The sequence below is a fragment of the Micromonospora sp. DT43 genome (assembly GCF_049841645.1).
Classification (GTDB): Bacteria; Actinomycetota; Actinomycetes; order Mycobacteriales; family Micromonosporaceae; genus Micromonospora.
On record NZ_JBNCKR010000003.1, the window covers coordinates 63,832 to 83,634 of the forward strand.

Here is a 19,803-nt window from a genome sequence, read left to right on the forward strand (position 1 = left end):
CGGCCGTCCCGTGCGCGCTGGTGGAGGTCGGACGGGGCATTCGATCGCCGCGGAAGGCTCTACAGTCGATTGAGCCTCGTGGATCTAACAAGCTGCGGGGCGGTCCCATCCACCTGCTGAAGGGGCAGCATGCGACTCTTCCGGAAACGTCCCGTGCTCGCGGCGGCGCTCGCGCTGACCGCCGCGACGCTCGGCGCCCTGGCCATCACGTCACCCGCACAGGCCGCGCCGGAGTCCGCCTCGCTGACGGTCACCGGCGACGCGGACGATCCGATCACCCAGGGCGACGGCGTCTCGTTCTCCACCGCCGCGGGCGACGGCTTCAACGTCTGGGGCACCGAGAACCACCTCACCGTCCAGGTCTTCGACCCGCCCGCCGGGCCCTGGATGCTCGACCTGAGCGCGCCGGTCGGCCAGCCGCTGACCGTGGGCACCTACACCGGCGCCACCGAGTACCTCTACGAGAGCCCGCTGCCCGGCATCGCGCTGGCCGGTCACGACCGGATCTGTCCGTACGGGCAGACCGGCTCCTTCACCGTCACCGACATCTCCTGGGGCCCGCACGGCTATCTGGAGCGGTTCGACGCCACGTTCGAGCAGCGCTGCAACTACTCCACGGGCTCGGCCCGGGGCGAGGTGCACGTGGCCAACCCGCCCGCGCCGCCGGTGCTCGCCGTCGGCGTGGCCGTGGCCCCCGCGGGCACCATCGACGCCGCGACCGGCGAGGTGACGGTGGGCGGCACTGTCACCTGTACCGCACCGGCCACCGTCTACGTCGAGGGTGGCCTGACCCAGACGTGGCCCGGCAGACGCGCCAAGGGCATCGTCCGGGCGGAGGTGGCCTGCACCCCGGGCGCCCCGATCGCCTGGACGTCGAGTTCGCAGTCGTTCAGCGAAACCCCGTTCCGCAAGGGCGACGTCGAGGTCTCGGCGAACGCCAGTTCCTACGACACCACGTACAACGTCTTCGTCAGCGACGAGACCACCGCGCGGGTGGCGGTGCGGCGAGGCTGAGGCGGCGCCCGGCCCGGGCCCGTGTGGCCCGGGCCGGGTGACCGCCCGGCGCGGCCCGGCGGCGGTGGTTATGGTCGTCGGGTGAACCGACTGGCCGACTCGACCAGCCCGTACCTGCTCCAGCACGCCGACAACCCGGTCGACTGGTGGCCGTGGTGCGACGAGGCGAAACGGCGTGACGTCCCGGTGCTCATCTCGGTGGGCTACGCGGCCTGCCACTGATGTCAGTGAACATCGCAACTCAGTAGTGCGTGATCTGGGAAGACGCCAAGAAGTGACCGGTTGTGCACGCACGACGAGGAGCTGGTCATCGCTATCGCCGCGCACACCAACACCACGGGCGACGCCTGGCCGTCGGTTGCGCCATCGCTGACCTTGTTGGCACCTCGGAGCGTACCGTCCAGCGCGCCCTCGCCACGCTCGTCCAGCTCGGCCGCGTCATCTGGCGGTCGGTCGTCGGCGTCACCACGCGGGTCTACCGCCTCGTCCTCGGGGTGACGAGCCAGCCGGCGGGGGTGTCAAACAGGCGGCAGCGGGGTGTCAAACTCGCCGGCCGGGGGTGACAGCCCGAGCGGGGCGGGACCCGGACAACCCCCGCTGGATCGGCGGGTTGACTTTGACGTTACGTCAACTTCTAACCTGGACTGGCACGAAGAGATCAGGGGTGGAAGGCGAGATCAGGGGTGGACGGCGATGGAATGGTCGATCCAGGACCTCGCCCGTTCGGCCGGGACGACCAGTCGGACTCTGCGCCACTACGGGCAGGTCGGACTGCTGGCTCCGAGTCGGATCGGCCGCAACGGTTACCGCTACTACGACCAGGAGTCCCTGGTACGGCTGCAGCGAATTCTGCTGCTGCGCGAACTGGGCCTCGCCCTGGCCGATATCGGCCAGGTGCTGGACGGTGAACGGGAGCCGACGGCCGCGCTCCGCACCCATCTGCGGCTCCTGTTGCGGGAGCGTGAGCGGATCGGGCGGCAGATCGAGTCGGTACGGACCACGCTGCGCAAGATGGAAGGAGGTGAACAACTCATGGCGGAGGAAGTGTTCGACGGCTTCGACCACACCCAGTACGAGCAGGAGGTGACGCAGCGGTGGGGCCGCGAGGCGTACCAGCGGGCTGACCAGTGGTGGCGCTCGCTCAGCGATGCCGACAAGAAGGCGTTCCAGCAACGTCAGCTCGACATCGCGGCCGACTTCGGTCGAGCGCACGAAGCCGGCATCCCGGTCGAGAGCGACGAGGTGCAGGCGATCACCCAGCGCCTCTACGACTGGCTGTCGCTGACGACCGAGCCGGTGACGAAGGAGTATTTCGTCAACCTCGGCGAGATGTATGTCGCGGACCCGCGCTTCACGGCGAACTACGACGTGCACGGCGACGGCACGGCGATATTCATCCGGGACGCGATGAAGGTCTACGCCGAGCGGAAGCTCAGCGGCTGATCCGGGCGGGCGGGGCTGCAGACCCGCTCACCCGCGTACGGGAGGTTATGGTCGTCGGGTGAATCGACTGGCCAGCGCGACCAGCCCGTACCTGCTCCAGCACGCCGACAACCCGGTCGACTGGTGGCCCTGGTCGGACGAGGCGTTCGCCGAGGCGAAGCGGCGGGACGTCCCGGTGCTCATCTCGGTGGGCTACGCGGCCTGCCACTGGTGCCATGTGATGGCGCATGAGTCGTTCGAGAACGAGCAGGTCGGCGCCCTGCTCAACGACAACTTCGTGTCGATCAAGGTGGACCGTGAGGAGCGCCCGGACGTCGACGCCGTCTACATGACCGCCACCCAGGCGATGACAGGTCAGGGCGGCTGGCCGATGACTGTCTTCGCCACCCCGGACGGCACCCCGTTCTTCTGCGGCACCTACTTCCCGCGCGCCAACTTCACCCGGTTGCTCCAATCGGTCACCACCGCCTGGAAGGACCAGCGCGCGGAGGTGCTGCGCCAGGGCGCCGCAGTGGTCGAGGCGATCGGCGGCGCGCAGGCCGTGGGCGGCCCCACCGCGCCGCTGGACGGCCCGTTGCTCGATGCCGCGGCCGGCAACCTCGCCAGTGGGTACGACGAGACGAACGGCGGTTTCGGGGGCGCCCCGAAGTTTCCGCCGCACATGAACCTGCTCTTCCTGCTGCGTCACCAGCAGCGCACCGGCGACCCGCGCAGCCTGGAGATCGTCCGGCACACCGCCGAGGCGATGGCTCGGGGCGGCATCTACGACCAGCTCGCCGGCGGCTTCGCCCGCTACTCCGTGGACGCGCACTGGACGGTGCCGCACTTCGAGAAGATGCTCTACGACAACGCGCTGCTGCTGCGCGTCTACACGCAGCTCTGGCGGCTGACCGGCGACCCGCTGGCCCGTCGGGTCGCCCGGGACACGGCCCGGTTCCTCGCCGACGAGCTGCACCGGCCTGGGGAGGGCTTCGCGTCCGCGCTGGACGCCGACACCGAGGGCGTCGAGGGGCTCACCTACGCGTGGACACCCGCCCAACTCGTCGAAGCGCTCGGGGAGGACGACGGCCGCTTCGCCGCCGACCTGTTCACTGTCACCGCCGAGGGCACCTTTGAGCACGGGATGAGCGTGCTGCGGCTCGCCCGGGACGTCGACGACGTCGCGCCCGAGGTCCGGGCCCGCTGGCAGCGGGTGGTCGGGCAGTTGCTCGCGACCCGCGACACCCGACCCCAGCCGGCCCGCGACGACAAGGTGGTGGCCGCCTGGAACGGGCTGGCGATCACCGCGATCGCCGAGTTCCTCCAGGTCGCCGCGCTGTACGCGTCGCCGCAGGACGAGGACGCCAACCTGATGGAGGGCGTCACAATCGTCGCCGACGGTGCGATGCGCGACGCCGCCGAGCTCCTGGCCACCGTGCACCTGGTCGACGGCCGGCTGCGGCGGGTCTCGCGCGACGGCAGGGTCGGCGAGCCGGCCGGGGTGCTGGAGGACTACGGCTGCGTGGCCGAGGCGTTCTGCGCGCTGCACCAGCTCACCGGCGAGGGCCGCTGGCTCACACTTGCCGGTCAGCTGCTGGACACCGCGCTGGAGCACTTCGCCGCGCCCGGAGGCGCCTACTACGACACTGCCGACGACGCCGAGCAGTTGGTGGCCCGGCCGGCCGATCCGACCGACAACGCCACCCCCTCGGGTCGGTCCGCCCTGATCGCCGGCCTCGTGTCGTACACGGCGCTGACCGGGGAGACGCGCTACCGGGAGGCCGCCGAGGCCGCGCTCGCCACAGTGGCACCCATCGTCGGGCGGCACGCCCGGTTCGCCGGGTACGCGGCCATGGTCGGCGAGGCGCTGCTCTCCGGGCCGTACGAGATCGCTGTGGCGACCGACGACCCGGCCGGCGACCCGCTGGTGGCCGCGGCCCGGCGGCACGCCCCGCCCGGAGCGGTGGTGGTCGCCGGTCGCCCGGACCAGCCCGGGGTGCCGTTGCTCGCCGACCGGCCGCTTGTCGACGGACGCTCCGCCGCGTACGTCTGCCGGGGTTTCGTCTGCCGGCGGCCCGTCACCTCGGTCGACGAGCTGGTCGCCGAGCTGGGGTGAGCCGTAGCACCCGGTAGTCGCCGGTATCCCGCACCCGGGCGGCCCGTCCGGCGCTACCGGGGTGGGTCACCGGCCCTCCGGATCGTGACGTCGGCCGCCCGGATAGGCTGGCCGCGCTATGGATTCCCGTACCGGTCTCCCCGTTGTCGGCATGGTGGGTGGCGGCCAGTTGGCCCGGATGACCCACCAGGCCGCGATCGCCCTCGGTCAGTCACTGCGTGTGCTCGCGAGCGCCCCCGACGACGGCGCGGCCCTGGTCGCCGCCGACGTCCAGTACGGCGACCACAGCGACCTGGCCGCCCTGCGCACCTTCGCCAAGGGCTGTGACGTGGTCACCTTCGACCACGAGCACGTGCCGTCCGAGCACATCCGCACCCTGGCGGCCGAGGGGGTGACCCTGTACCCGCCGGCGGACGCGCTGCTGCACGCCCAGGACAAGCAGGTCATGCGGGAACGCCTCACCGAGCTGGGCGCGCCCAACCCGGCGTGGCGGCCGGTCGGTGAGCCCGCCGACCTGGTCGGCTTCGGCGAGCAGGTCGGCTGGCCGGTGGTGCTCAAGGCGGCCCGGGGCGGCTACGACGGTCGGGGCGTCTGGATGGTGGACGACGCCACCCAGGCCACCGAGCTGGCGACCACGCTGCTCGCAGGCGGCACCCGGCTGATCGTCGAGGAGCGGGTGCCGCTGCGTCGCGAGCTCGCCGTGCAGGTGGCCCGCTCGCCGTTCGGGCAGGTGGCCGCGTACCCGGTCGTCGAGACGGTCCAGCGCGACGGCATCAACGTCGAGGTGCTGGCCCCGGCGCCCGGCCTGGACGAGGAGCTGGCCGTCACCGCCCAGCAGCTCGCCATCGACCTGGCCACCGCGCTCGGCGTGATCGGCCTGCTCGCCGTGGAGCTGTTCGAGGTACGCGACGACGCGGGTCGGCCGGCGATCGTGGTCAACGAGCTGGCGATGCGCCCGCACAACTCGGGGCACTGGACCATCGAGGGCGCTCGTACCTCCCAGTTCGAGCAGCACCTGCGGGCGGTGCTGGACTACCCGATGGGTGACACCGCGCTGACCGCGCCGGTGGTCGTGATGGCGAACGTCCTCGGCGGTGAGCCGGGCGGCATCTCGATCGACGAGCGGCTGCACCACCTCTTCGCCGCCGAGCCGGGCGCCAAGGTGCACCTCTACGGCAAGCAGGTACGCCCCGGCCGCAAGATCGGGCACGTCACGGTGCTCGGCGACGACCTGGACGACGTACGGGCGCGCGCCGCGCGAGCCGCACGCTGGCTGCGCGCGGGGCACGAGTGAGCCACGGTTTCGAAAACGACGAGAGGGCCGCAGTGAGCACGGTTGGGCTGATCATGGGCAGTGACTCGGACTGGCCCACCATGCGGGCCGCCGCCGAGGTGCTCGACGATTTCGAGGTGTCCTACGAGGTGCGGGTCATCTCGGCACACCGGACCCCGGTCGCAATGATCGACTACGGTCGCGACGCCGTCGACCGTGGGCTCAAGGTGATCATCGCAGGCGCCGGTGGTGCGGCCGCACTGCCGGGCATGGTCGCCTCGGTGACCCCGCTGCCGGTGATCGGCGTGCCGGTGCCGCTGAAGCACCTCGACGGCATGGATTCGCTGCTGTCCATCGTGCAGATGCCGGCGGGGATTCCGGTGGCCACCGTGTCGATCGGCAACGCCCGCAACGCCGGCCTGTTGGCCGTCCGGATCCTCGGCGCCTCCGACGAGACCCTGCGCGCCCGGATGGCGACCTACCAGCAGGAGCTGGAACAGCTCATCAAGAGCAAGGACACGGCCCTCCAGGCCTCCCTCCCCTGACCCTCCGGTTTCATCTCATGCCGCGTAGCGCGGTCTGGAGGCGTTCCTGGGCGCGGCGGCGGCGCTCGTTGCTGGCTCCGAGGACGAGCAGCAGGAGCCCCACGGGGATCAGCGCCAGCCACGGGCCGAGGCTGAACAGCGCGTGGATGGCGGCGATGGCGGTGACGGACGCGCCGACGATCACCGGGGCCTGCTGCCGGCTCGACGAACCGAAGATCAGCACCGCCACCGCGCCGAGCAGCAGAAGCATCTGCCGCAGCGTGCTGGAATCGGTGGCCAGCACGATCGCCAGCGTCGGCACGAACGCGGCGACGAGCGCCGGCCCGTACGCCACCCAACTGCTCAGATCCGGTCGGTGGCGCAGTTCGAGAACGCCTACCAGCAGGGCCAGCGCGGCGAACGGCAGCGTGTACGCCTCGGGCAGCGCCACGTCGGCGACGCGCATCAGGATCCACCAGGCGGTGATCTCGCAGAACACCACAGCCCAGAAGAGGATCCGGCGTTCCACCGGCTGCCGGCCGGGGCGGGTCGCCGCCACGCCGAGGACCGCTCCCCAGGCGGCGAGCAGGGCGGCGATGTGCCGGGGGGAGTCGAAGGCGAGCGCCAGCGCGATCAGGGCCGCCGCGTACCCGCTCCACTCCACGGTGGACGCCTCGCGTTGCGCCTCGGGGCGACGCAGCCGGGGCAGGGTCGCGGCGAGCACCTGGAGCACGGCGCCGACCGCGAGCACGCCGAACGCGGACCAGACCGCCGCCAGTCCGGCGACCAGACCCGCGGTGAGCACGAAGAGCTGAGCCATCAGCGACGCGAAGAGCCAGCCGAGGATGCGTGCCCGCTGCGTGACGCCGAACAGCGCCGCGACAGCGCCCACGCCGACGGCGCTGCCGAGGGTGAACAGGGTCAGGTCCCGGACGGCCAGACTGCCGGACAGGCCGGCGCTGCCGCCGGCCAGACCGATGGCGAACACGAGCACCCGGGCCAGCCGCAGGGAACGGGCCGGCTCGACGAGCGGTGGCGGCGGGGTCAGCGCGAGGCCGAGCATCGCGATGGTGAAGACGGACAGGGCGGCGACGGTACTCGCGGGCCAACCCCGACCCAGCGCGAGGGGCGCGATCAGCAGTGTGACGGCAGCGCCGGGCAGCACCACAGGTACGGCGCGGGACCGCCGGCCGCCGCTGAACCCGGTGGCGGCCAGGGCTGCCGTCGCGGTGAGCAGCAGGGCGGTCAGCACGTGGGTCGGGTTGACCACGTCCGGCGGCGGGGTGAGCAGCTCCGGCGGTGGGCCCTGCCAGATGCGGCTCAACGTGCGGTGCGGCTCGACGAGGGCGACGATCAGGGCGGGCGTGATCGACGCGACCGCCAGGGCGGTCGGCAGCGCGGCGGCCGCGAGCGCGCCGGCGGAAGGGCTGACCCGCCACCGTCGCCGGTCCGGGTCGTCCGGTAGTCGCCGCAGCGCACCGTCGAGGAGCACCGCCCAGCGGCGGACCGGCTGGGCGGAACCGGTGGGCGGTACGGTCGCCGCGCGGATCAGCTCGGCGAGGACGCCGAGCAGGGCGGCGGCGGCCGCGTACACCCCGGCGGGGAGGCCGGTGGGAATGGCGGCGAGCGCGCTGATGCTGGCGCCGCCGACCACGGCAACGCTGACCCAGGGCAGGTACTGCGGAACCTGCCGGCGTACGGCGGCGACGCCGGCCAGACCGAGGCTGGACGCGGCCAGCGCGGCGGTCAGTACCACCTGTGCCGAGTGCTGGAACTCGACGGCCAGCGCCGCCACCGCGCCGGGCAGCGCGAGCAGCGCGGCACCGGCAGCCGCGCCACCGATCTGCACGAGGTGCGGCGGCATGCCCTCGGTCTCCAGGTCGGCCACCTGCGGCCGGGCCAGGACGCGCGCAAGCGTGGCCACGACGATGCCGATCAGCGCGATGCTGCCCAGCGCCAGCGCGGTGGTCCACGGGCGGACCAGGCCGGCGCCGGCCCCGTGCAGCGCGACCACCCCGGCCACGGTGGCCCGGGACAGCCCGGCTCGGGCCTCCTCGCTGGCCACCGCCGCCATGCCGTAGACGGTGGCGACCGTGGCTCCGACGAGCACCGGCGACCACCAGGGCAGGTCGAACGCGGCCGGCGCGCCGATCGTGGCGAGCACCACTGCCACCCCGGACGCGTCCCACCGCCAGGGCGGCGGGAGCAGGACACCGGCGGCGATGGCCAGCAGCACCAGCGCGATCGGTGCCTGCCAGGTCGCGCCGCCGGTCGGCGCGGCCGGCCAGCCGCTCAGGTCGCCGTCCCAGATCGGCCCGGGGGTGGCCAGCACACCGACCCCTCCACGCAGCGCCGTCCAACCGGCGAGTACCCCGATGAGCAGGCCGCCGACGGCGATGCCGAGGATCGGGCCGCGTCGCCACTCCTCGGGCATGGCGCGGGCGCCCACGGCCACCACCAGGACCAGGCCGGCGGCCACGGCCAGTTGCCCACCCGGGACGAGGACCGCGGCGATCCGCACCATCGTGGCGATCAGGGCGGTGGTGACCGCCGCGGCGGCCAGGTCCGAGCCGTCCAGGGTGAGGTCGGAGCGGCGGCCAGCGTCGATCGACGGGGCCAGGAAGAGCAGCACCGCGGCGACCAGCAGCAGCGCACCGACCCAGGCGTCGGCCACCGTCGCGCCGGGTGCGCCGAAGGCGGCGGCGGTGACGACCAGTGCCCCCAGCCCGGTGCCGACCGAGAGCGGCGCGGGGATGCGCCGCTGGGAGACCTGCACCATTGCGGCGTACCCGAGGGTCACACAGACGGCCAGGAAGCTCGCCGCCAGCACCGGGACGGTCGCCTCGCGGAGGCTGGCCGGGGTGGGGGTCGGATCGACGGGCATGGTGGCGGCCACGAAGGCGGCCACCGCCCCGGGCAGCGCGAAGGCCGCTCCTCCGGCGGCCCAGTCCGTGACGGTGTCGGCGGCGGCCGACGCGATCCGGACCCGGGGAGCGAGCGCGACAAGCGCGCCGGCCGCGAAGAGGGTGAGCAGGACCGCGGCCGTGAGCGCGGGACGGGACAGGCCGGCGCCCGCGCCGAACAGGCCCACCACGGCGGCGCCGACGGCGTGGGCCAGCGCGGCCCGGGTGGTGCGCGCGGAGAGGCCGATGACCCCGATGCCGATCGCGGTGACCACCATCGGCCAGGGCGCCGACGCCCAGCCGAGGCCGAACGACGCCGGTACGGCGAGCGCGGTCAGCGCGGCCCCGGCGACCGCGAACTCGCGGCGGATCTCCGGCGGCAGGGCCAGCACCGCGGCGATGGTGAGCAGGAACGCCGCGGCGGCGAGTTGCCACGTGGTCGGGCCGACGGCGGCTGCCAGTTCGGCGGCGTACCCGTCGAGGTCGGCGCTCCACGCGGGTAGCGCGGCCCGGACCGGGGCTACCCCGGCGCGTAGTGCCCCTCCGGCGACCACCAGGCCGCTGACGGTGAGCGCGACCGCCGAGGCGATCTGCGGGCCGCGTCGGGCGGTCTCGGGGATCGCGCGTACCGCCAGCCCGGTCACTGTGATCACCGCCGCGATCAGCAGCAACGCCTGGCCGGGCAGCGCCACGGAGGCGATCCGGCCGAACGCGCCGATCACGGCCAGGGTCACGATGCCGGCCGCCACGTCCGGCAGCGGTGGGCGGCGCAGCACCAGCGCGCCGGCCAGCCCGACGGCGGCCGCCAGCAGGAGCACCAGCCCGGCGCCGGTGGCCGTCGGCACGGTCTGCGCCCGCAGCAGGGCGGTGACCGCGTACGCCAGGGCGACCGCGACGGCCACCGCGTGCAGCGACCAGGTCAGCTCGCGCAGCCCGGGGACCGGGCGGGCGGGCCGGGCGTCGACGGCGCCCGCCCCGGCGTCGATCAGTTCGCCGGCCTCCTCCGGGTCGGCCTCCGGTCGGGCCTCGGCGTCGCGTTGGCGGGGCGCCGCCGACGGGTTGGCCGGGCCGGGCAGGTCGTGGCGGACGGGACGCTCCACCACGAGCGGGGAGCGGGCCAGCCACAGGTCGAGGAGGGCCACCATGGTCAGCACCAGCGCCCAGCCGCCCGGCCCGGTGATCCGGTCGTACGCGAGCAGCGGCAGCACCGGCTGGGCGGCGACCACCGTCGCGAAGCGGGGTGTGCGCAGCCCCGTCCAGGCGGCGTATCCGACGGACACGGCAGCGGAAGCTCCGAAGATCAACCCGGCGAACACGGCGCCGGAGGTGCCGTCGTCGGTGATCCGGTCCACGGCCCACAGCGCGTACCCGGCCAGCGGCACGAGCAGCAGGCCCACCGCCGAGATCGTCTCCGCGGTGGACGTGAGCCCGCGCCGGGCCAGCGCCGGCGGCGCGAGCAGCATCAGCACCGTGGCGACCAGCAGGACACCGAGGCGGGCCAGCGCGTCCATCGAGCTGGTCGCCACCGCGGCGAAGACCACCGCGGCCACGGCGAGCAGCAGCGCGCCCAGTCCGAGTGGGATGTTCTGGACCTCCCGGGAGGACGCCTCCGGGGGGTGCTCGGGGTCGTCGGCGTCCAGCCAGGACGCCGGGGGCGGAGGCGGCGGATCCTCCGGTGCGGGCGGGGTGCCCTGGCGCGGAACCCGGGGGGGCGCGCCGGCGGTGGCCGTCGGCGGGCGGCGACCGGGGCGGCGGCGCAGCACCCGGCGGGGCCGGGTGGCCTGCTTGGTCCGCTCCTCACCGGCGTGGGCGAGGATGTCCCGCTGGAAGAGTGCGGCCTGCATCTTGGCGGCGATCTGCCGCTGTTCGCTGGCGATGGCGGCGTCGCGCGCCTTCATCTCCGCGATCGAGCGCTCGATGTCCGCCAGGTGATCACGCCACTGCGGTTGGTCAGCCCCGCAGTGCGGGCAGCGCACGGCCGGCTTGATCTCCCGGCCGCACGAGGAGCATTGAAAGGTCGCCACGACACCCCTCCACCCGCACTGTGGACTCCCACTGTCGCAGCATGCCCAAAGCTGGCGCGGATTTCGACACTTGTCGGCGGGTCCGTGGCAAACAACATCACCGGCCGGCCGCGAAGGGGGGTTTCGCGACCGGCCGGTGAGTGGCGAACCGTCAGGGGCGGCCCATGCCCCGGTACTCCCAGCCGGCCTGCGTCCACAGTGCCGAGTCGAGGCAGTTGCGCCCGTCGACGACCTTGCGGCCGGCGACAAGCTCACCCAGGGCGACCGGGTCGGCGTTGCGGAAGTCCGCCCACTCGGTGAGGACGCAGACCAGGTCGGCCTCGGCGACGGCCTCGTTGATGCCGGCTTCGTAGGTCAGCTCGGGCACCGCGCGGCGGGCGTTCTCGGCGCCCTGCGGGTCGTACACGTGCACGTCGGCGCCGGCCTTCTGCAACAGCGCGGCGACGGCGAGCGCCGGGGCGTCGCGGACGTCGTCGGTGTTGGGCTTGAAGGTGGCGCCCAGCACGGCGATGCGGGTGCCGGAGAGGTCCGGGCCGGCCGGCCCGGAGCGCCTGCCGAGCAGGTCCGCCGCGAGCTGGAGTACGCGGGTCCGGCGGCGCAGGTTGATCAGGTCGACCTCGTGCAGGAAGCGCAGCGCCTCGCCCGCGCCCAGCTCCTGCGCGCGGGCCTGGAAGGCACGGATGTCCTTGGGCAGGCAGGCGCCACCGAAGCCGAGCCCGGCCTGGAGGAACCGGTTGCCGATCCGGGGGTCGTACCCGATCGCGCGGGCCAGCTGCGTGACGTCGCCGCCGCTGGCCTCGCAGACCTCGGCCATGGCGTTGATGAAGGAGATCTTGGTGGCCAGGAACGCGTTCGCCGCGACCTTGACCAGCTCGGCCGTCGCGAAGTCGGTGACCACCAGGGGCACCTCACGGTCCTCGGTGGCGGCCAGGTCGAAGACGCCCTTGTGCGCGGCGTAGAGCATGCCGTTGGCCCACTCGCTCTTCACGCCGACCACGATCCGGTTGGGGCGCAGCACGTCGTCGACGGCGAAGCCCTCCTGGAGGAACTCGGGGCTCCACGCCACCTCGACCCCCAGGTTGCCGGGGGTGTGCTTGCCGACCAACTGCTCGACCCACTCGGCGGTGCCCACCGGCACGGTGGACTTGCCGACGATCAACGCCTTGCGGCTCAGGTGCTGCGCCAGGCTGGTCACCGACGCCTCGACGTACGACAGGTCGGCACCCATCCCGTCGGCCCGCTGAGGGGTGCCGACGCAGATGAAGTGCACGTCGCCGAACTCGGCGGTCTCGGCGATGTCGGTCGAGAACCGCAACCGGCCGGCGGCCAGGTTGCGCTTGAGCAGCTCGTCCAGGCCGGGCTCGTGGATCGGCACCTCGCCGGCGTTCAGCATTGCGATCTTGTCCGCGTCGACGTCGAACCCGAGCACCTCGTACCCGAGTTCCGCGTAGCAGATGGCGTACGTCGCACCGAGGTATCCGGTCCCCAGGAACGTCACCCGCGGCCGAGGCGCACCCGAAGGCGGCGTCACCGCGGCGATGACTGGGGTCGGCTGGATAGTGGGGTAGGGGATCGTCACGCCTGTCTTCTCCGCTCGCACTGGCGGCGCGTCGTCGCGTCGCATTCTGCCGCGGCGCCTGACGGGGCACCGGAGGGGTGGCTCACTGTCTGTCTTCCATCATCGCCCAGCGGCGCGGGTGCTCCGTCATGCCCATACCTACGCGCCGGTAACATCACCTGAACTGCAGTCGCTATCCTTCAGTCTGCGCGGCGGCGGTCAGGGAGGCCACAGACTGCGCATGATAGCGGTGAAGGGGAGGGGCCGACATGGCCGCAGGGGAGTCGTTCGACGTCTACCGGTTGCCCGAGGAGCACGAGGCGATCCGGGAGGCGGTACGTGAGGTCTGTACCGCCAAGGTGGCGCCGCACGCCGCCGAGGCCGACGAGACCGGTGAGTTCCCGAAGGCGTCCTACGACGCGCTGCGGGCCGCCGACTTCCATGCACCGCACATCCCCGAGGAGTACGGCGGCGCGGGCGCGGACGCGCTGGCCACCGCCATCGTGATCGAGGAGGTGGCGCGCGCCTGCGCCTCCTCGTCGCTGATCCCGGCGGTCAACAAGCTCGGCACGATGCCGTTGCTCCTGTCCGGCTCCGCGGAGATCAAGCGCCGCTACCTGACCCCGGTCGCGGCGGGCGACGCCATGTTCTCGTACTGCCTCTCCGAGCCCGAGGCGGGCAGCGACGCGGCGTCGATGACGACCCGGGCGGTGCGTGACGGGGATCACTGGGTGCTCAACGGCGTGAAGCGCTGGATCACCAACGCCGGCGTCTCCGAGTTCTACACCGTCTTCGCCGTCACCGACCCCGCCGCCCGTTCCCGGGGCATCTCGGCCTTCGTGGTCGAGAAGTCCGATGCCGGGGTGAGCTTCGGCGCGCCGGAGAAGAAGCTCGGCATCAAGGGCTCGCCGACCCGCGAGGTCTACCTGGACAACGTCCGCATCCCCGCCGACCGCATGATCGGCGCGGAGGGCACCGGCTTCGCCACGGCAATGAAGACCCTGGACCACACCCGGGTCACCATCGCCGCGCAGGCCGTCGGGATCGCGCAGGGCGCGCTCGACTACGCCAAGGGGTACGTCGCGGAGCGCCGCCAGTTCGGCAAGGCGGTCGCCGAGTTCCAGGGCATCCAGTTCATGCTCGCCGACATGGGCATGAAGCTGGAGGCGGCCCGGCAGCTCACGTACGCCGCCGCCGGCAAGTCCGAGCGGGGCGACGCCGACCTGACCTACTTCGGCGCGGCGGCGAAGTGCTTCGCCTCGGACGCCGCCATGGAGATCACCACCGACGCGGTGCAGTTACTCGGCGGCTACGGCTACACCCGTGACTACCCGGTCGAGCGGATGATGCGGGACGCCAAGATCACGCAGATCTACGAGGGCACCAACCAGGTGCAGCGCATCGTGATGGCACGGCAGCTCCTGAAGGATTGATCCAGCGTGATTGTCTGGGTGTCCTCGTTTCCCCGGTCGGGGAACACCTTTCTTCGGATCGTCCTCAACCGGCTGTACGGCGTACGGACATCGGTCGTGTACGACATCGATGGCGTGGCCGAACGTCTGGGCGCCGACCTGGTCGGTTTCACCGAACGCTCCGGAGCGCTCGAAGCCATGCGGAAGTCCGACGAGGTGCACCTGGTCAAGACGCACCGGCAGCGCGACGATCAGGTTGACGAGACGGACAAGGCCATCTGCCTCGTCCGAGACGGCCGCGACGCGCTCGTCTCCTGGGCGCGGATGGCCAGCGAGGCAGACGCCACGCGGTTCGAGACCGAGCTGACCGCCATGATCACCCGGCGGGACAGGGTCGGGACGGGTAGCTGGGGACGCAACGTGCTGAGCTGGCTCCGGCCACCGAGCCCGCACCGCGTAGTGCTCCGGTACGAAGCACTCGCCCAGGAGCCGAGAGTTGCCGTGGAGGGGCTCATGGCAACGCTGGTGCCTCAGCTCCGCCCCGTCGCCGACGCACGGATCCCGTCGTTCGCCGAGCTTCAGCAGACTGACGACCTCTTCTTCCGCAGAGGGCTCACCGGTACCCACCGCGACGAACTGCCCGACGAGCTGCACCGGCTCTTCTGGGCCCAGCCCGACAACGTCGCCGCGATGCGACTGCTCGGTTACGGGACCAGGACGGACGATCCGTCAGGACGATGAGCGCCCGCCGCCGGCGGATGGTCGGTACGTCGGGCGGTCCCCGACCCGTTCTCAGCCCAGCGGCGCTCCCACGGACGCCATGAACGGCACCGGGTCGACAGCGTTGCCATTGCTGAGGCTGTCTCCCGGGCCGACGTTGCGATGCACCTGGAAGTGCAGGTGCGGGCCGCTGGAGTGGCCGGAACTGCCCACCACGCCGATCAGCTGCCCGGCCTGGACGGCCTGCCCCACCTTGACGAAGGGCTGTTGACCCATGTGGCAGTACCTGGTGCCGATGCCGCCGGCGTGCCGCATGTCGACGTACCAGCCACAACCCATGACGCCCGTGCCGCCGTCGCGGTCGCAGGTGCCGATGGAGGAGTTGCACCGCACCCGGATCACGATCCCGCTGGACGCGGCGTAGATCGGATCGCCGCGGATATCGGCCGAGCTGAGGTCGACCCCGGCGTGTAGGCGGCCGGACCGCTGGCCGAACGGGCTGACGATCGGGTCGCGAACGGGTTGGATCCAGCCGCCGGGCCCGACCTCACCCGGTTCGAAGGACCCCGCGCCGCAGGGTGCGACCGGGTCGCCGCCGCCGACGTCGTCGATGTTCGGCAGCCCGAGGATCTTCGCGGCCAGCTGTTCGGCGTCGTCCTGCCACTCCTGGTACGCCTCCGGCAAGCCGGACCGCTGTACGGCCTGGGCCGCGTCGGTCAGCCGCATCTGCTCCCACCCCGGCACGCGGAGCAGGGCCCGGTAGAACTTCCGCGCGCTGATCGAGGGGGTCATGAGTTCCGGCACGGTGCCCCAGCTCCCCGCACCCGCCGGTGGGAGTGGACGCTGCTGGAAGAGGCCGACGCTGTCGTGGTCGTGCCCGACCGCGTCGTGCGGGATGCGGAGCGACTCGGGCACCTTCGAGTTGGCGTAGTTCTTGAGCGACGATTCCCGCATCGCGGTGGCGAGGGCGATCACCAGCCCTCGGGGCGGAACGTTCAGTTGTCGGCCGGCGGCCACGATCGCGGTGGCGTGGGCGACCTGGAACCCCTCCCACCTGCCAATCGGCTCCGCATCCACCGCCGGATTGCCGCCCCCGCCCTGGCAGGTTGCCTGCGCCGTGCCGGTGAGCAGCAGCAGCGGCAGCCCGACCAGACAACCCGCAAGCACCAGCACCACCACGACGGCGACCGCCAGTGCCGTCGACCCCTGTCGCTTCACCGCTCGGCCCGTTCGAAGTCGTTGCCGGAGACCAGCCAGGTGCCTTCGAGGTCGGTCACGGTGACGAGCAGGGTGCCCGCGTCGGTGGGTACGGCGTACCGGGCGGACCGGTCGGCGGGCGCGGCGACGACGCGGGGTGACCCGGTGATCCGGGTGGCCGGGATGTTGCCGGGGTCGACGGTGCGAAGCTGCGTGGCGAAGCCCGACTCACAGAGCGGGGCGATCTCCTTCCACCAGGTGTCGGCGCTGAGCCGCGGCCGGGCCCACGCCTTGGCGAACCGGGCTGCGGCCGGGGCCGCCTGGCCCGGTGCCGCGGTGGGCCCCTCCGCAGAGTCGTCCTCGCCGTGCGGGTCGACCGATGCCGATGCGGGGGCGGGTGCTGACGAGGGTGGCCGGCCCGCCGGGCTCGGAACCTGCGGGCGGGTGCAGCCGGCGGTGACGAGCAACCCCGCCGTCAGGCACGCGAGCGCCATCGCGCCGGTGGTGAATCCCCCGCGTGGGGTGCGACTCGTGGTTTCCGCCCGATTTGGCATTAATGAGAGAGGATGTGGACCGTTCCGTGCAGGTGGGTGATCCCTGACGTCACACGAGATTCCACGACCCGTCATGTCAGAACACAATAGACGGACCACTTGCATTGAAGTGTTACTCTCGCCCCGTCGGTTCGAGGGGCGCCACGGGGGGCGACAGCCGTGCTATCTGACAGTGCAGTGGTGGCGGTGCCGTCATGTCGGTAAACCACCTCACCCGATCGGCTGTACCGCCGTTTCTCCCCGCCGTCGGCGTCCCCGCGGACGCGGTGGCGGAGGGCTGGCCCACCGTGTGGTGGATCGGCTGCCACGGCGGCAGTGGGTCGAGCACTCTCGCCCGGCTGACCGGTCTCGGTCGCGATTTCCCCCCGGGCTGGCCGCTCTTCCCGCCGGCCTGGCCGATTGCCGAGGTGGTGCTCGTCTGTCGCGCCTCCGCCACCGGAGTTCTGGCGGCCACGGGCGCGGTCGAGCAGTGGCGGCGTCGCGCGGCTCCCCCGCAGGTCCGCGTCCGGGGGTTGGTCGCGGTGGCAGCCTCGCCCCGCAAGCCGCCGCGGATCGTCGTCGAACGGCTTCAACTGCTGGCCGGTTGGGTGCCCGCCCTGTGGCGGGTGGGCTGGCAGGAGGTGCTGCTCGCCGCCGATGATCCGACGGATGTGGGGATCCCCCACGATGTGGCCGCTCTCCGCGACTCCATCGTCCGCGTCATGACAAACAATTAAGGGCTTACAGATGTATATTGCCGAGGTTGCCCATTTTGCAAGCGATCTGCTCGCGGCCGCGCCGGATCCGGGAGGTGGCAAGCAGCCACCCGGCACCGAGGCAATCGTGACGCTGTTGCAATGGGTGAAATGGCTCTTCACCGCGGCGGCAGTGGCCGGTGGCATGATCATCGGGGGAAAGATGGTGCTCTCCCACCGGCGGGGTAACGACGCCGGTGTGTCGGCACTCGGTTTCTGGCTGGCCGGATGCGTGCTCGCAGGCGCCGCGCCTCATCTCGTCGACGCGCTCGTCTGACATCGCTCCGACCAACGGGAGGTAACGGATGGGCCGCTCGTCCGGCTCCGAGCCAGACTTCGCCGACACGCCGTCCCCGTGGACCCGGCCGGCGTTCGTCGTATCGGCGGTGGTGGTGGGCCTCATCGTGCTGGGCGGCATCGTCGTCGCGGTCCGGTCGGGCGATCCTGACGACACGCCTCCGGCTGCGGGGACGTCGGCTCCGGCCCCCGTGGACGGCAGCGCTCCGGCGCCGACCGGCGACCTGCCCACAGCCGTACCCACCGCCCCCCCGGCGGACGTCACCTGGCAGTTGGTCGGGCAGAGCGCGGTGCCGGTCAGTCGCACCGCCGGGCCGTCGAAGGTCGACGACGCCACCGCGGCCGGGTTCGCCCACACTCCGGAAGGTGCCCTGATCGCCGCGGCACAGCTGGGCAAGCGGGCTGGTTTCGCGTCCGGCCGGCAGCGTTGGGAACCGACCATCACCGGCCAGTTCATCGCCAACGCAGACCGCGAGCAGCTGCTTCGCAGCCTCCGCGCACAGCCCGAGCAGCCGGCCGAGCCGGGCGAGTTGAACCCGCTCGCGGGCTTCATCTACCAGTCCTACACCCCGGACACGGCGGTGATCGGGGTTGTCTACCGTTCCGCGGGGAGCGCGAGCGGCCGGTACAACGTGGTCACGTACACCCTGGTCTGGCGCGACGGCGACTGGCGGATGGTGCCACCCCCCGGCGGCTCCTGGTTGTCGGTCAACCGGGCGACCACCGACCTCACAGGCGTCGTGCAGTGGGGTGCCCGCTAGTGGTCTGCATACCTGGGCTGGACCCGGACTGCGATCCGATCGGCGATTTCGTCAGCAACCAGTTCGCCTCCGCCCTCGACACGCTCGCGGAGAACATGGCCAAGACCGCGCAGTGGACGGTCGAGATGCTGTTGACCGGCTGGATCCGGGTCGAGTCGCCGCTGGTGAGCAACGAGGGCGCGGTCACCTTTCTGCGCGCCTACACCGAGTGGGTGACCGCGGCGATCGCGGTCTTCTCCCTGCTCATACTCGCGATCCGGATGGTCCTGCAAAAAAGCAGTGGTCGGGCCGTCGCCGACGCCGCACGGGGCATGGTCCAACTGATCCTGCTGTCGGCGACCGCCTTCGTCGTGGTCCGTATGCTCGCCGTCTTCGGTGACCAGTTCTCGGTCTGGATCATCGACGAGGCGACCGGCGCGCAGTTGACCGAACGCATCAAACGGATCATCCCGGTGGCCGGCAATCCGGCCTTCGCGGGGATCACCGCCGTCGCCATCATGGCGATCTCGTTCGTGCTCATCCTGGTCTCGCTGACGCAGATCCTGATCAGCATCGCGGTGGGCGGCATGCAGATCCTGCTGACCGGTCTGATCACGGTTCCGGCAGCGGTGGCGGTCACCGGGGGAGGCTCCCGCAGCGTGCTCGCTCGCTACCTGACCTGGCTCGGGGCATCGTTGCTCTACAAACCGGCGGCGGCCACCGTGTACGCGTTGGGCTTCTGGCTCATCGGTGAGGGGAAGGACATCAAGGCCGTCTTCACAGGCATCGTGACCCTCTGCATGGCGATCGTGGCGCTGCCGGCGCTGATCCGCTTGCTGGCGCCCGTCTCCAGCCAGGTGGCGCTGTCGGGCGGTGGTGGCGGCGGAGCGGGGGCCGCTGTCGAGATCGCCGAGGGCGCGATTCGGTCGCGCTCATCCTCCGGTGGCGGTGGTGGGAGCGGCTCGGGCGGCGGCGGTCAGTCGCCGTCGGGCAGCCGACCCTCCCCGTCCGGCAGTCGCCCACCCGCGGGGGCGGCGCCCGGCGCGTCCGCTCCGACGGCGGGTGCCGGCGCAGGAGCCGGCGGCGGGACCGCCGCGGCTGGTGGTGGCGCCGCGGCTGGTGGCGGTGCTGCGGGTGCCGGCGCGGCGGCGGGCGGGGCCGGAGCGGCAGCCGCCGGCCCGGTGGGCGCCGTGGCCGCGGCCGGGGTTGTCGGAGCGGCGGCGGCGGTGAAGGCCACCCAGGCCGCCGTGTCCAAGGTTGGCCAGACCGGCGCGGACGGCCTGGGGGCCACGGGGGCTGAGCAGAGATGACGACG

15 protein-coding genes and 1 pseudogene are annotated in these 19,803 nt (G+C 72.4%); 12 read left to right on the plus strand and 4 right to left on the minus strand.

Annotated elements, in window-relative coordinates; translation table 11 throughout:
* Positions 1 to 129: 129 nt before the first annotated feature.
* From ACLQ26_RS08095 to purE, 6 genes and pseudogenes are all read left to right on the plus strand, one after another.
* Positions 130 to 1,014 (plus strand): hypothetical protein, encoded by an 885-nt coding sequence (locus tag ACLQ26_RS08095; RefSeq protein WP_425743844.1) that lies wholly within the window; start codon positions 130 to 132, stop codon positions 1,012 to 1,014.
* 81 nt (positions 1,015 to 1,095) lie between these two features.
* Positions 1,096 to 1,233, plus strand: a pseudogene (locus ACLQ26_RS08100) (DUF255 domain-containing protein); the annotation flags it as partial.
* 474 nt (positions 1,234 to 1,707) lie between these two features.
* Complete coding sequence (locus tag ACLQ26_RS08105; protein ID WP_425743845.1) at positions 1,708 to 2,457, plus strand: MerR family transcriptional regulator; 750 nt, start codon at positions 1,708 to 1,710, stop codon at positions 2,455 to 2,457.
* 58 nt (positions 2,458 to 2,515) lie between these two features.
* Complete coding sequence (locus ACLQ26_RS08110) at positions 2,516 to 4,552, plus strand: thioredoxin domain-containing protein (RefSeq protein WP_425743846.1); 2,037 nt, start codon at positions 2,516 to 2,518, stop codon at positions 4,550 to 4,552.
* Positions 4,553 to 4,670: 118 nt separating this feature from the next.
* Entirely contained in the window at positions 4,671 to 5,846 is a 1,176-nt protein-coding gene (locus ACLQ26_RS08115) for a 5-(carboxyamino)imidazole ribonucleotide synthase (protein WP_425743847.1), read from the plus strand.
* A 32-nt stretch (positions 5,847 to 5,878) separates the two neighbouring features.
* Positions 5,879 to 6,370 carry a 5-(carboxyamino)imidazole ribonucleotide mutase gene (purE, locus tag ACLQ26_RS08120; protein ID WP_425743848.1) on the plus strand — a complete coding sequence of 164 codons (492 nt, stop codon included), beginning with the start codon at positions 5,879 to 5,881 and terminating at the stop codon, positions 6,368 to 6,370.
* Positions 6,371 to 6,380: 10 nt separating this feature from the next.
* Here the strand turns inward: purE and ACLQ26_RS08125 are convergent, their stop codons facing one another.
* Entirely contained in the window at positions 6,381 to 11,276 is a 4,896-nt protein-coding gene (locus ACLQ26_RS08125; RefSeq protein ID WP_425743849.1) for an SCO7613 C-terminal domain-containing membrane protein, read from the minus strand.
* A 151-nt stretch (positions 11,277 to 11,427) separates the two neighbouring features.
* Complete coding sequence (locus ACLQ26_RS08130) at positions 11,428 to 12,855, minus strand: UDP-glucose dehydrogenase family protein (RefSeq protein WP_425743850.1); 1,428 nt, start codon at positions 12,853 to 12,855, stop codon at positions 11,428 to 11,430.
* A 248-nt stretch (positions 12,856 to 13,103) separates the two neighbouring features.
* On the opposite strand from ACLQ26_RS08130, the gene ACLQ26_RS08135 reads away from it, so the two are divergent.
* Complete coding sequence (locus ACLQ26_RS08135) at positions 13,104 to 14,267, plus strand: acyl-CoA dehydrogenase family protein (RefSeq protein ID WP_425743851.1); 1,164 nt, start codon at positions 13,104 to 13,106, stop codon at positions 14,265 to 14,267.
* A gap of 6 nt (positions 14,268 to 14,273) precedes the next feature.
* Entirely contained in the window at positions 14,274 to 14,987 is a 714-nt protein-coding gene (locus tag ACLQ26_RS08140) for a sulfotransferase domain-containing protein (RefSeq protein WP_425743852.1), read from the plus strand.
* A 51-nt stretch (positions 14,988 to 15,038) separates the two neighbouring features.
* On the opposite strand, the gene ACLQ26_RS08145 is transcribed toward ACLQ26_RS08140, so the two are convergent.
* Both ACLQ26_RS08145 and ACLQ26_RS08150 read right to left on the minus strand, forming a co-directional pair.
* Positions 15,039 to 16,184: a M23 family metallopeptidase gene (locus ACLQ26_RS08145; protein ID WP_425743853.1), complete on the minus strand. Its 1,146-nt coding sequence runs from the start codon at positions 16,182 to 16,184 to the stop codon at positions 15,039 to 15,041.
* Positions 16,181 to 16,657 carry a hypothetical protein gene (locus ACLQ26_RS08150; RefSeq protein ID WP_425743854.1) on the minus strand — a complete coding sequence of 159 codons (477 nt, stop codon included), beginning with the start codon at positions 16,655 to 16,657 and terminating at the stop codon, positions 16,181 to 16,183. Before ACLQ26_RS08150 ends, ACLQ26_RS08145 begins: the two co-directional genes overlap by 4 nt.
* Positions 16,658 to 16,911: 254 nt before the next feature.
* On the opposite strand from ACLQ26_RS08150, the gene ACLQ26_RS08155 reads away from it, so the two are divergent.
* Genes ACLQ26_RS08155 through ACLQ26_RS08170 form a run of 4 tightly spaced genes read left to right on the plus strand, consistent with a single transcriptional unit; the run spans position 16,912 to position 19,798 of the window.
* Entirely contained in the window at positions 16,912 to 17,433 is a 522-nt protein-coding gene (locus ACLQ26_RS08155) for a hypothetical protein (protein WP_425743855.1), read from the plus strand.
* A 10-nt stretch (positions 17,434 to 17,443) separates the two neighbouring features.
* Entirely contained in the window at positions 17,444 to 17,728 is a 285-nt protein-coding gene (locus tag ACLQ26_RS08160; RefSeq protein ID WP_425743856.1) for a hypothetical protein, read from the plus strand.
* Between the two features lie 28 nt (positions 17,729 to 17,756).
* Positions 17,757 to 18,509, plus strand: a complete 753-nt coding sequence (locus tag ACLQ26_RS08165) for a hypothetical protein (RefSeq protein WP_425743857.1) — start codon at positions 17,757 to 17,759, stop codon at positions 18,507 to 18,509.
* Positions 18,509 to 19,798, plus strand: a complete 1,290-nt coding sequence (locus tag ACLQ26_RS08170; RefSeq protein WP_425743858.1) for a hypothetical protein — start codon at positions 18,509 to 18,511, stop codon at positions 19,796 to 19,798. The genes ACLQ26_RS08165 and ACLQ26_RS08170 overlap by 1 nt, the downstream gene beginning before the upstream one ends.
* Positions 19,799 to 19,803: the final 5 nt, after the last annotated feature.